Genomic DNA, 12,723 nt, shown 5'->3' on the forward strand with positions numbered 1-12,723 from the left:
GCACTTACCAACGAACACCCGAGAAGTTACATTCTGCTCTCTTACACAAACTTCTTGACGCTACCCTTTATTTTGAGATTAAAGGGAAATTTGGACCTCCGTCAAGAAAGTGGACACCAAAAGACAAAATTAAGCTGCTTTTCGCTTGAATTTCGCGGCGAACTGGACCGGAGATATGTAGCCCAGAGCGCCGTGGATTCGTTTGCGGTTATAGAAAAATTCAATGTACTGGTAGATTTCTTCATAGGCCTGTTTCTTTGTTTTAAATCGAGTACAGTACACAAACTCTTTTTTCAACAGGCTATGAAAAGATTCAATACAGGCATTGTCGTAACAGTTGCCTTTGCGGCTCATACTGGCCTGCATTTGGTATGTTTCCAAGCGCTCACGGTAGTCGGCAGAGGCATACTGTGATCCACGGTCCGAATGGTGTATGAGGTCTTTCTTGGGGCGTTTAGCCTTGTAAGCATCGTCCAGGGCACCTAAAACAAGATCGGTGGTCATACGGTCGCCCAGCCTCCAACCTACGATTTCCCGGGTGCATAGGTCAAGTACGCTGGCGAGATACATCCGCCCTTCCCGGCAAGGAATATAGGTGATGTCTGCGACCCAAGTCTGATTCGGTTTTTCGGTGAAAAATTGCTGGTTCAGTAAATTAGGTGCAACAGGCAAATCGTGATTGGAGTCGGTCGTATTCACGCGGAATTTCTTTGCTACACAGGACCGGAAACCCAGCTCTTTCATGTACTTCCCTACGGTGCGCTCGCTGACTACATGGCCTTCACGCTGCAGCAGAATCGTGATTTTGGGACTGCCATAGCGGCCCTGTGTATCGTGAAAATAGTAGGTAATCCGCTGGCACAGCAAAGCTTTCCGGGCTGCTTGTAGACTTGGCTTTGCGGTTCTCCACTTGTAATACCCGCTCCTTGATACCTCGAGGGTGCTGCACATCTTCTCCACAGAATACCGGGAGCGGTGATCTTCGATAAACTGAAATCTCAGTTCTTTGGATTGCTGAAGATGTGCACTGCTTTTTTTAAAATTTCCATTTCCTCGGCCAAGTCGGCCAGTTGCCGATCTCGTTCTTTCAGCTGGCGCTCGAGCTCTTTAACCTTTTCCGGACTGGACAAAGGCTCGCTCTGAAACTGCCGATATTTGCCCAGCCATTGATGCAGGGTTTTTGCAGGGATATCGAGCTCCTGGGCCAGTTCCGCCACCGTCTTGGTCTGCTCTTGGATATACTTTACCGTCTGCTTTTTAAACTCGTCGTTATAGCTTTTTCGTGTTCCACTCATGTGGACACCTCCTCGTTAATCTCATTATCTCTGGGCTTTTAACGGGTGTCCACTTTTAAGACTAACAGCATTTATCCCTATAATCTTTTCTCTGCCCGCTTCCAAAGGGAATATCACCAAAAGTAACGGGCGTCATTCCCGTTAATTCCCTGAATGGTGCGACTGTCATAGAAATAGAGGGAGAGATGCTGTTAGTCTTAAAAGTGGACACCCGTTAAAAGCCCAGAGATAATGAGATTAACGAGGAGGTGTCCACATGAGTGGAACACGAAAAAGCTATAACGACGAGTTTAAAAAGCAGACGGTAAAGTATATCCAAGAGCAGACCAAGACGGTGGCGGAACTGGCCCAGGAGCTCGATATCCCTGCAAAAACCCTGCATCAATGGCTGGGCAAATATCGGCAGTTTCAGAGCGAGCCTTTGTCCAGTCCGGAAAAGGTTAAAGAGCTCGAGCGCCAGCTGAAAGAACGAGATCGGCAACTGGCCGACTTGGCCGAGGAAATGGAAATTTTAAAAAAAGCAGTGCACATCTTCAGCAATCCAAAGAACTGAGATTTCAGTTTATCGAAGATCACCGCTCCCGGTATTCTGTGGAGAAGATGTGCAGCACCCTCGAGGTATCAAGGAGCGGGTATTACAAGTGGAGAACCGCAAAGCCAAGTCTACAAGCAGCCCGGAAAGCTTTGCTGTGCCAGCGGATTACCTACTATTTTCACGATACACAGGGCCGCTATGGCAGTCCCAAAATCACGATTCTGCTGCAGCGTGAAGGCCATGTAGTCAGCGAGCGCACCGTAGGGAAGTACATGAAAGAGCTGGGTTTCCGGTCCTGTGTAGCAAAGAAATTCCGCGTGAATACGACCGACTCCAATCACGATTTGCCTGTTGCACCTAATTTACTGAACCAGCAATTTTTCACCGAAAAACCGAATCAGACTTGGGTCGCAGACATCACCTATATTCCTTGCCGGGAAGGGCGGATGTATCTCGCCAGCGTACTTGACCTATGCACCCGGGAAATCGTAGGTTGGAGGCTGGGCGACCGTATGACCACCGATCTTGTTTTAGGTGCCCTGGACGATGCTTACAAGGCTAAACGCCCCAAGAAAGACCTCATACACCATTCGGACCGTGGATCACAGTATGCCTCTGCCGACTACCGTGAGCGCTTGGAAACATACCAAATGCAGGCCAGTATGAGCCGCAAAGGCAACTGTTACGACAATGCCTGTATTGAATCTTTTCATAGCCTGTTGAAAAAAGAGTTTGTGTACTGTACTCGATTTAAAACAAAGAAACAGGCCTATGAAGAAATCTACCAGTACATTGAATTTTTCTATAACCGCAAACGAATCCACGGCGCTCTGGGCTACATATCTCCGGTCCAGTTCGCCGCGAAATTCAAGCGAAAAGCAGCTTAATTTTGTCTTTTGGTGTCCACTTTCTTGACGGAGGTCCAAGATTCCCTTTATTTGCGATGTGAATTAATGTTGAGCCGCATAATTTATAGAAAAAACTCCCGCTTGCCGAAAATGTGGCAGCGGGAGTTTTTGAGGTGGGGCGATGCTTGGGGGAGATCATGCTGCGGCACTGACTTGCGGAGATCATTCTAGTCCAGCATATACTCGCTATATTTGTTTTTGCGCGGATTTAATACAAACAGGATGCCGCTGACGTACCCGGTTACGGCGTTAAAGTTCCGCTTCAGTGTAGACTTGGCTGTCAGATACGTTAGCGTCCATAACAGGGCGGCATAATTCTTCACCGGCGCTTTGCGCAGATTCAGCAGATAATAATGATTCACCGCCGTCGCCCGGGCGACCCGGCCGGCCTTATCGCGGGAGCTTGGCGATTCATGATGGGTAATCTTCATATCGGGATTAATGACCAGCTTGCCGTATTTACTCGCCAGATGGCACATATAAATATCGTCGGCTACCGCATAGCTGGTCATCCACGGGTAAGGCTTCATGTCCTTCAGTGCCTCCCGGCGGAACGACATGTTGCAGCCGTGGAAAAAGTCCGTCTCAAAAATATTCTCCGTCTCTCCCCAGAGCAGCAAAGACCCGGCGAGGGTGCTTGCCGACAGTCTGCCGGGCGAGTGTGACATTTGGCAGGTCAGCATACCCAGCAGCTTGCCGGACGGACTGCTGGAGAGGCCTTTGGCAATGCCGCCTACACCGACAATGGAAGGATCAGAGTCATAAGTGTCGAGCATGCGGCGGATGTAGAGCGGATCATCCAGCTCTGCGTCATCGTCGAAGCTCAGCACAATCTCCCCGTCGATCAGTCCGAGCGCTTCATAGCGGGAGAGCCAGACGCCGGGTTTGGTTTTGCGGTAATAATGAAGCTCAGCACTAGGCATCTGCGCCAGTACTTTACGGAAATACCCCAGTACTTCCTCCTCAATCTCACCGTCATCAACAATCAGCAGCTCGATTGAGACTTCCTCCAGCTCAGTCTGCCTGCCGATGGATTCAATGCATAGGGTCAGATCTTTAATTCGGTTACGCGTGGGAATGACTATGGATACATCATGCATGCTGCTGCTCCTTCCGGGACGCCTGAATCGTCCGCCTTATTGTATAAATAAGAAATCCACCGAAAATTCATGTTAATACCAGTGTACCCCCCCTTAGGAAGGCCGTATATACCACTTTCGTTTACTTTTTTTTATAGCGTTTACCATTATAATTGGTAGGAAATAAGTTGCAGTTATTTTTATGAAATATGAACTAGTTGGACAAAACCCGGGCCTAGGCCAGTTTTGCCGCAGTAATTCATAGCAGTATATCCTAACAAAACTTTAAGGAGGAGACGTTATGCATGTCGGGATCTTTATGCATACCAATTACTTTGAAGATTTCTTCGTAAAAGGCCTGGGTCTTACGGAAGAGGAATATGTACAGTCGTATCATAACGATTTTTCTTTCGACTATGCCCGTCTCTTGCATCGAAAAGGCATCCAAACCACCATCTATAATTTCACACGGACCGGGGATAAAGTCCGCACTTACCGTCACGGCATTGTGGATTGTACGATTAAGTTCATTCCGGTAGGCCTGCTCTACAGGTCCTATTGTCTGATTCCGCTGTCGCACCGTACACCGATCGGTAAATTCATTTCACAATATGTATCGACCATTCAAAAAGATCTGGCTGACATTCTGCGCGGCGACGGGATCAGCCTTATTTATGCCCAGGAGTATGCCTCCGGAAGGTTTGAACGGCTGGCTGTAACCGCCAAGCAGCTGGGGATTCCTATTATCGCCGCCTACCACGGAGGAAGTATTCATAAGTGGATTATGCCGATCAAGAAGCATACGCTGCACAAGGCCGCGTTTCTGACCACACTTAATGAAGATGAGCAGAAGAGCATGGTGGATCATTTTCCGGCGATGGCGGACCGGATCCGGCTGCTGCCGAATTTTGTGAACGCGGAGATTTTTTACCGGCGGGATAAGCAGCGGGCTCTTGCAGCATTGGGGTTGAACCCGGAGAACCGCTATGTCATCACTGTGGGCCGGCTGTTTGAGCACCAGAAGGGCCATTCGTTACTCGTTCAGGCAGCAGAGCAGCTGCGGCATATCCCGGATCTGAAGATCCTGATCGCCGGCGGCGGGCCGGATGAGCAGAGCCTGAAGGCGCTGATCCGTGAAAAAGGTCTGCAGGATACATTCATCCTTCTCGGTACAGTCCGGGACAAACATGTGCTGGCCAACTATTATACGGCCTCCGAGATGTTTGTTCTGCCCTCGCGTTATGAGGGGCTGCCGCTGGTCATTCTGGAGGCTGGTGCCTGCGGACTGCCAACGGTTGGATTTAACGTAATGGGGGTAAGGGGACTAGTGAAGCATGGACTAAGCGGTCTGCTCACCGATGGACTTGATCCCGCGGGGCTGGCCTCCTCTATTGAGACCCTGCTCGGCAATCCGAAGTTATGCGCGGAGATGGGGGAAGCTGCCCAGGAGATTGTCCGGTCCGATTATTCAGAGGAGATCATCGGGACCAGATTGTATAAACTGCTGCACGAGAGCCTGGGGCTGGACCCGGCAGAAGCGGAAAAGCTGGCCGCTGTTACACCTCCGGATCTGGGCCCGCCTGTTCAGCTCTAATCCTATCTGCTCCCCGTGCAAAACACGCCTCATATTAGGGCATACTGTTCGTTCAGACAACTGACGCAGCAGGCTGCCCTTTTTGTCGTAGTAATGAGGAGACTCCCGCAGATAGTGTTTGTAATTTTCAGTTTATAACTATATAATTGTAAGTGACATATTTTTTGTTAATGAATCTAATGTCACTTATAAGTAAACTCTTTACTCAAGATACTTGAACATTAGGAGGAAATCACAATGAGAATAGATGTATGGTCTGACTATGCCTGCCCCTTCTGTTATATCGGCAAAAGACGGCTGGAGCACGCGCTGAGCCAATTTGCAGATCGTGACAAGGTGGAGGTTGTGTTCCGCAGCTTCCAGCTGGATCCGTCTGCCCGGACGGATGAAACCAGAGATATCCATGACATGCTGGCTTCCAAGTATGGAATGACCCGCGACAAAGCACAGGCAATGAACGCACAGCTGGCGGATCAGGCCAGTGGCGTCGGTCTGCAGTTCAACTTTGATACAGTGGTGCCAACCAATACCTTTGATGCTCACCGTTTGAATCATTATGCTGATACCAAAGGCAAAGCCAAAGAAATGACCGAACGTCTGCTTAAGGCATACTTTACCGATTCTGTGAATATTGGGGACCGCAAGGTTCTGGCCGGACTTGCTGCAGAGGCGGGGCTCGATGCAGCGGAAGCTTTGGCGGTGCTGGAAAACGGCGCTTATGCAGATGAAGTAGAACAGGATATCGCAGCGGCTCAGCAATTAAACGTCACCGGCGTGCCGTTCTTTGTCTTCAATAATAAATACGCGGTCTCTGGCGCCCAGCCCGGCCCGGTATTTACCGAGGTACTTGACACCGTGTGGGCTGAGGAGCAGAAGGCGCCGGTGCTGCAGGTTGTAGGACAGCCCAAGTCCCAGGCTCCCGATGCTGAGGGCTGCGATGACGGCTCCTGCAGTATCTGACCTTCGGCGTTGAATAGCTATCACAGCACCGGTTAGCAAGTAAGAGCGAATGTTATCGCTACAGCGTTTTGGATCGAGTGTATGTGTGCTGGTTGCCAAAGCTGACGGACTCCAGAGCCGTTATGTTGTTCTAAAAGTGAAAATGCAGACTGTAACGGACACAGGAGACCTTATTGTTGCGAATAACGCTGTTTTTCACCTTGCTGCTCAACAATAAGAGCAACTGGGTCCGATAATCAGGCAAACCTGGCGGATTTCCGGCAAATAAAGGCGCTGGTGTCCTGAGTAACCTGTTCCAAACCGAAGAAAGCCCGCTCTCCATTCACCTGGAGAGCGGGCTTTTTGGTTATGCAGCTATCCTTCTATCTAAAAGAAGTCACGAGGCCCGAAAGAAGTGTCCGCACATCATATTGATACTGGTTGATCGGTTCAACCGGGCGGTTAACGCCCATCAGGGTGTAGACGGCAATCCGCGCGGCTCTTACCGAATATTCCTCGGTGAATACGACATCATCCGGGATCTCGCAGAATTGGCTGATGAACGCGAGATTGGTCGAGCCTTCAGGCACAACCTTCGGCCGGTCGCTGTTCAGCCGCGGCATGAACTGGGAAGTGATATATGGCATCATGCAGGGAATACAGTTGGCAGTGGCCATAATTTCGTCCTTGTGTGCATCGAAATGAAGATGACCGATCAGCTCCTGCATAATTTCTTCCCCGGTACAGTCGCACATTCTCTTCTTGACGAAATCACCGACGTTGTCCGGATACAGCCCGTAGCCCCAGAACACTTTGACATGCTCCGGCTGATTACGGAAATGCGGCTGGAAGGCCAGCACCACCGACATGAACCAGCTGGAATCCTTGAAGGTGACCAGTGCGCCGGTGCCGGCGCGGTTACGGGTGAATTTCTCCATCAGGTCGAAGAAGGCGGAATCCTGGAAGGTCACGGTGAAGGACTCCCATTTGGATTCATCGACATGATCATCGAAGGCGGAAGGATTGCCTAGTCCCGGCTTCTTGGCGGCGATGTTCTCCCATAGCTTCCATGAGCTGCCTTTGCCGTTCAGGCGGGGAGCTGTGGTCATTGAGCCGAGGCTGGAGCCTTCGGTCATTGAGCCGTTCGTGACAATGACGAGATCGCCTTCGTTTACCTCAATAACATCCGCTACACCCTGGCGGGACACATTCATTCCGGTAACCGTTAGTCCGTCACCTTCTTTAAACTGCAGATCGGTTACGGTGCATTTCAGGGTGAAGTCCACGCCGAACGGTTCCAGATATTTGTGCAGCGGCAGAATGATCGAGTCATATTGGTTGTATGGTGTGCGTGTTACCCCTTCAAGGGTTTGGATTCTCGGGAATTCATGCATGAAGCGGAGCATGTACCGTTTGAACTCGACCGCGCTGTGCCATGGCTGGAAGGCGAAGGTGGTGGCCCACATATACCAGAAGTTTGTCTTAAAAAAGTGCGGCCCGAACCAGTCGTTGATCCGTGCCTTGCCCATGGCTTCTTCCGGAGTGATAATCAGCTTGCCCATCGCCAGCCTGTCAGCCATATCAAAGCCCATCGACAATACGTCCTGCACTTCACCCTTGCTGTCAATCAGCCGGGCATTGGAATGCGTCGGATTGGCAGTGTCAAACGCAATAATGTCTTCCCGCACCGATTGTCCCGGATGGTCAATGGACGGGATTGTATTTAAAAGTTCCCATAGATTCTCGTAGGCTTCATCGTTGAGCATCCGTCCGCCGCGGATGACATATCCGTGCTCTACATCGCCTGCGCCGTCATTGCTGCCGCCGAGGATTGGCATCTCCTCAATAATGTGAATGTTCTGTCCGGGAAAATCACAGTCTCTGACGAGGTAAACCGCACCTGCAAGGGATGCTATTCCGCCGCCGACAAAATATACCTGCTGGTTACCGTACTCTTTTTTCACAAAAGTCGCCTCCATAGGGTTGCTGATTACTATTGCTCTGTTGCTGCCCCTAATGTAACGCACGGGTAGCACATAAGGTATAATCAAAACCGCCGGAGTGTATGAATTTTGGTCATTTGGTATAAAGTGTCTAGTTTTTAGACAAAAAAAGCCGCGCACCCCAAGGTTACGTCAGCTTTTTCTCGTATTTATGCAGCGCTCTGGTGAAGTTGCCCTCAATCAGGACGCTGAGCTGTTCAATGATATGTTTCGGCTGATCCTTCATCCCTCCGCGCATCCACTGAATGACAAGGCCGGTAAAGGCCAGGGTATAGAAGTTGGCAATAAACCGCTTATCCTCACTGCTGACCTCCATTCCGGCTGACAGCTCTTGAATCACACCCATCACAAGGTCGTTCGTCACATCATACAGGTAGGCGTCCAGGTGAGTTCTGCCGAGGGAATCCAGTGTGTTGTAGCAGAAGACTTTGTTGCTCTCTATATAACAGAAGATCCGGTAAAAGCCGTCTGTCCAGGTGCTGTAGCTGCGGTACTTGGCAATGCTCTCCACCGCCTCAGTCTTGTAAATCCAGCCCAGCAGGTCAAAGATATCCTGAAAATGATAATAAAAGGTCTGGCGGTTCAGCCCGCAATCGTCAACCAGATGCCTGACGGTAATTTTGTTCAGCGGGGTGTGCTCCATCAGCTGTTTTAACGAACGGGCAAGCGCATTTTTGGTCAGAAAGGAAGTGGACATGGCTTTTGATCACCTCATCTTGTAGTCCTATAACAGACGCTATGCTGTAAAAAAGCTGGTTTACACCTGACGCCGGCGTTTGATCAGCAGATATACTCCTTCAGCAGCCAGACCCAGGACGAACCCTCCCAGCATGGACATGCCGAAGGACAGAAACCCCGCCAGATCCTCCCAGCCGGACATATCCCTGTACGTATAGCTGGCCATTACAACAAACCCAATCATAATTCCGGCCGTAGAGCAGATCCAGAGCAGCCGGGCACCGAGCCAGCCCAAAAGATGGATCACTCCGGATACGACCAGGGAGAGCAGGACAAAACGCAGGGCAATCAGCGCATTAAACGGTTCTCCCAGCAGCAGAAAACGGTGCAGAAGCAGCAGCAGCCAGAGCAGGACGCCGTAAACGGCCATCCACCGGAACCAGGAATTGCTTTTGACAGGCGGCAGGAAGTTCATGGCTAAAGGTTCACCTCATTCTTAGTTTATACCCCTTCCAGCTCTTCCGCGCTTTGCAGCAGATGTTTCAGCAGGTCAGGAATGTCTTCCATTTGCGCTTCGGTAATTTGACGGTTGAACGTCAGCTGGATACAGTTGTGGTAAGTGTCGCCTTCTTCACCATATCGGAAGCTGAGCGATTGCTCAGGCTTCAGATCAGGCCCCCAGATGCCGGAGAGTATGCGATCAATCGCCGGACACTGAAGCGGTACATCTTCGATTTCCATATAAAAGCGGAGCAGGAGACTGCAGCCGGGATCGGTCCCCGGGTTTTCCAGGATTTCATCGCTCAAATCCTTCACCGACGAGAGGAGTACAACCTCAGAAGTGACTTTGTATCCGCCGCTCAGCTTGAACGACAACGTGAATTCCCTGGACATCAGCGCCAGATTGAGCAGGTCGGTGCGGTCTGTGATGATAAGGATTCCATCCAGATTGTCATAATCGTACAGCTGGTTCTCAAGGGAAACTTTAATATTGTCAAAAACAGTAGGATGGAACAAGGGCGCACCTTCTCGGCATTTCTCTTTATTGTACCATGACGCAAAAAGGAGTGAAAATGTTCCACATACAGGCAAGGGGTGCCCAAGCAGCGAAGCTGCTGGACACCCCTCATTTTTTTAACACTAGTTCGTCGGCGCAGGTGCGGTGTACTTCAGAAAAGTTTTTGGAATCGGGCTCTCGAAGGTCAGCAGGTCTCCCGTTGTCGGGTGAATGAAAGAGAGGACACGGGCATGCAGGCCCAGCCGGCCGACAGCCTTGGTTTGTGCGCCGTATTTCTTGTCCCCGGCAATGGGATGGCCGATATCCGCCAGATGTACGCGGATCTGATTTTTGCGCCCGGTTTCCAGCCGTACTTCCAGCAGCGAGAAATGGCGGTTCGCCTGGATCAGCTTATAATGGGTCACGGCATGCTGTCCGTCGCCCTCGTGGGGACTGGAATACATTTTGAGCGTGGAAGTTTCTTTCAGCCAGGAGCTGATTGTGCCTTCAGCTTTTTTAACTGAGCCTTCCACCAGTGCCACATAGGAGCGTTCCTTCACTGTATCCTTCCACGTATTCTGCAGCTTCTGTTGAATCTGCTCGCTTTTGGCAAACATCATGACGCCGGAGGTGTCGCGGTCCAGCCGGTGCACTACAAAAATGCGGTTGCGCGGATTCGTCAGACGGACATGCTCCATCAGCTGGCGGTATGCCGTCTGTTCATTCTCTTCACCCGTGGCAATAGACAGCAGTCCTGCATCCTTCTGGATCACAATCAGATCATCATCCTCATGGACGATAGTCAGTCCGGCCATCTCTTTGGCCTGCACCTGCTTCTCCAGATCGATGGCAACCGTCTGACCCTGGTGGAGCTGAAAGTTATGCTGGGTAACGGCTTTGCCGTTCACCGATACCTGTCCGCGGGCCAGCAGCGATTTAATGGAATTGCGTCCGCGGTTCGTAAGGGTCTTCAGCAGAAAAGGGAGCAGCTCGGCAGGCTCAGCTACGGCGTAGGTTTTGACTGAAACCGGAGTTTTCGCTTTGGCGGCTTGGCCCAGCTTGCCGGCGGGTTTATTAGAATGGCTTCTTGCACCTGGTTTAGACTGTGATGGGTTGGAGGCTCCGGATTTAGCGCCACGCTTGGACGACTCTTTGGGATTTCTTCTCGTGTTCATGCATACATTCTCCGTCCTATAATAGAGTACTCCTCAATATACCATGGGCGGTGAAGAAATACTATGGAGCGGGTGGCACTTGGCCTTCCCGGCTGAAGTAGAAACTACAGATAAATCAGCAGACCGCTCAAGATCAGCAAAGCTGCAACGGTGTAGGTCCAGCCCAGGATGGACGTGAACCTTTGTTCCCGGGTCCAGCCGCTAGACCTATAGATGTTCCGGTCCACTGCCAGCAGCACCAGCGCAGCAAACAGCAGAACCATAATGCTCCAGGCTAATAATCGGATCATTGGTTTCCCCCCTTTGAAGGGCTTTATATTACCTGTCTTTCAGTCCCACCCGCCGCAAACGCAAATGCAGCTTAGCTTCGACCTGAATCCCGCCATAGATTTCTTCCCAGTCCTGTTTCTCATGGATATGCTGCTTCCAGTACTGCGGGTGGCGGGCCCGGATGATTTCACCCATCCCGAAAATATCGGAATGATCAGCCTGGGTATGCCGGATCAGCCCACTGACAATACCCTGTGCCTGCTTATTGAACTCCAGCTCGATCTGATGCAGGGCGGCAGAGGAATTGACTGGCAGTTTGCTGTGAAAGTGCTCTTCTAAATCCCCTTCCAAAAAAAGCTCATACACAAGGCTAGGTTTTCCGTCTTGAATGGTACTGGATATCTTTGTAAAGCGGCGGTTGATTTTGATCATCACGATCCCCATATTTTTAGTGGTAAACAAGGTCGAATAACCGCCTGGGTCTATTCCCTGGACCGCCATGAATGCGCCGATTTCCAGCGGTTTCGTGGTGTTGACCATTTGATTGCCGCTAAAATAAGCCAAGCCGTTAATGAGAATGTTTTCTTTGTTACGCAGTGCCACATAAGGCAGATAGGCGCTTTGTCCCAACTTCGAATCTGCAGACCAGAACGTGCCGAGATAATCACGGGGGAATTTCCCGCTGGTCACAGCCTTTTCCATCATGGACAGGATATATAGGGTAGGCACCCTCTGCAAAGGAGGATCTACATCCATGAATACTGAAGCTTTGCCCTCAGAGACCAGCAGCCAGGTTCTGCGCCTGACCTCGGGATTGCGCCGCAGATAATCATTCAGCTCTTCCATCCTTCCCCGCGCAATCTCCTCGCTGATGATGATCACCCGCAGATGAACGAGATAACGGGGATCAGCGATCTGCTGCTGCAGATTATTCATTGCATCATCCAGCGTGTGGCCCACCACGGTAACTACCCAGACCGGGCTTGTCTTGGAGCCGCCGCTTGAACTCCCGCTCCCCGGACCCAGCGGTACACGGCCCGGGACGGCAATTTGTGCAGTTACAGTGATGAATTCTTTCGGCAGAGAGTCTTCGTTCAGATGAGTGACCTTCTCCTCTTGTGCCGCCTGTTCCGGAGAAGCAGCATCAATGGACAGTCCTAGCACCAGTGCGCGGTCCTCAATTTCAACCTGATCCCAGCAGCCCGCCAGAAGCAGGGATGACATGATTAACACTGCAATTGTTAAGAGAA

12 protein-coding genes and 2 pseudogenes are annotated in these 12,723 nt (G+C 50.8%); 4 read left to right on the top strand and 10 right to left on the bottom strand.

Annotated features, from left to right (window positions below; genetic code table 11):
• Positions 1-129 precede the first annotated feature (129 nt).
• A pseudogene (locus tag JRJ22_RS05480) lies at positions 130-1,005 on the bottom strand (IS3 family transposase); the annotation flags it as partial.
• Complete coding sequence (locus JRJ22_RS05485) at positions 999-1,295, bottom strand: transposase (protein ID WP_206103581.1); 297 nt, start codon at positions 1,293-1,295, stop codon at positions 999-1,001. The pseudogene JRJ22_RS05480 and the gene JRJ22_RS05485, both read right to left, overlap by 7 nt.
• Positions 1,296-1,551: 256 nt before the next feature.
• Here JRJ22_RS05485 and JRJ22_RS05490 point away from each other — a divergent pair, with 256 nt between their 5' ends.
• Positions 1,552-1,848 (top strand): transposase, encoded by a 297-nt coding sequence (locus tag JRJ22_RS05490; RefSeq protein WP_206103581.1) that lies wholly within the window; start codon positions 1,552-1,554, stop codon positions 1,846-1,848.
• Positions 1,842-2,717 (top strand): annotated as a pseudogene (locus JRJ22_RS05495) (IS3 family transposase); the annotation flags it as partial. The gene JRJ22_RS05490 and the pseudogene JRJ22_RS05495, both read left to right, overlap by 7 nt.
• A 188-nt stretch (positions 2,718-2,905) precedes the next feature.
• Here the strand turns inward: JRJ22_RS05495 and JRJ22_RS05500 are convergent.
• Positions 2,906-3,838, bottom strand: a complete 933-nt coding sequence (locus JRJ22_RS05500) for a glycosyltransferase family 2 protein (protein WP_206103582.1) — start codon at positions 3,836-3,838, stop codon at positions 2,906-2,908.
• 280 nt (positions 3,839-4,118) lie between these two features.
• Here JRJ22_RS05500 and JRJ22_RS05505 point away from each other — a divergent pair, with 280 nt between their 5' ends.
• The gene (locus JRJ22_RS05505) at positions 4,119-5,411 is read left to right on the top strand and encodes a glycosyltransferase family 4 protein (RefSeq protein WP_206103583.1); all 1,293 of its coding nucleotides are present in this window, start codon (positions 4,119-4,121) and stop codon (positions 5,409-5,411) included.
• 237 nt (positions 5,412-5,648) lie between these two features.
• Complete coding sequence (locus JRJ22_RS05510) at positions 5,649-6,371, top strand: DsbA family oxidoreductase (protein WP_206103584.1); 723 nt, start codon at positions 5,649-5,651, stop codon at positions 6,369-6,371.
• 362 nt (positions 6,372-6,733) lie between these two features.
• Here JRJ22_RS05510 and JRJ22_RS05515 read toward each other — a convergent pair whose 3' ends face one another.
• The 7 genes from JRJ22_RS05515 to JRJ22_RS05545 form a co-directional block, all read right to left on the bottom strand.
• On the bottom strand, positions 6,734-8,314 hold the full coding sequence (locus JRJ22_RS05515; RefSeq protein WP_206103585.1) for an oleate hydratase: 1,581 nt from the start codon (positions 8,312-8,314) through the stop codon (positions 6,734-6,736).
• A gap of 166 nt (positions 8,315-8,480) precedes the next feature.
• Entirely contained in the window at positions 8,481-9,050 is a 570-nt protein-coding gene (locus JRJ22_RS05520) for a TetR-like C-terminal domain-containing protein (protein WP_206103586.1), read from the bottom strand.
• A 60-nt stretch (positions 9,051-9,110) separates the two neighbouring features.
• The gene (locus JRJ22_RS05525; RefSeq protein ID WP_206103587.1) at positions 9,111-9,506 is read right to left on the bottom strand and encodes a hypothetical protein; all 396 of its coding nucleotides are present in this window, start codon (positions 9,504-9,506) and stop codon (positions 9,111-9,113) included.
• Between the two features lie 26 nt (positions 9,507-9,532).
• Complete coding sequence (locus tag JRJ22_RS05530) at positions 9,533-10,048, bottom strand: hypothetical protein (RefSeq protein ID WP_206103588.1); 516 nt, start codon at positions 10,046-10,048, stop codon at positions 9,533-9,535.
• 123 nt (positions 10,049-10,171) lie between these two features.
• Positions 10,172-11,203 (bottom strand): RluA family pseudouridine synthase, encoded by a 1,032-nt coding sequence (locus JRJ22_RS05535; RefSeq protein ID WP_206103589.1) that lies wholly within the window; start codon positions 11,201-11,203, stop codon positions 10,172-10,174.
• A gap of 104 nt (positions 11,204-11,307) precedes the next feature.
• On the bottom strand, positions 11,308-11,493 hold the full coding sequence (locus JRJ22_RS05540; protein WP_206103590.1) for a CLC_0170 family protein: 186 nt from the start codon (positions 11,491-11,493) through the stop codon (positions 11,308-11,310).
• A gap of 28 nt (positions 11,494-11,521) precedes the next feature.
• Complete coding sequence (locus tag JRJ22_RS05545) at positions 11,522-12,706, bottom strand: Ger(x)C family spore germination protein (RefSeq protein WP_332461367.1); 1,185 nt, start codon at positions 12,704-12,706, stop codon at positions 11,522-11,524.
• Positions 12,707-12,723 lie beyond the last annotated feature (17 nt).

It is taken from the genome of Paenibacillus tianjinensis, assembly GCF_017086365.1.
Lineage (GTDB): Bacteria > Bacillota > Bacilli > Paenibacillales > Paenibacillaceae > Paenibacillus_AQ > Paenibacillus_AQ tianjinensis.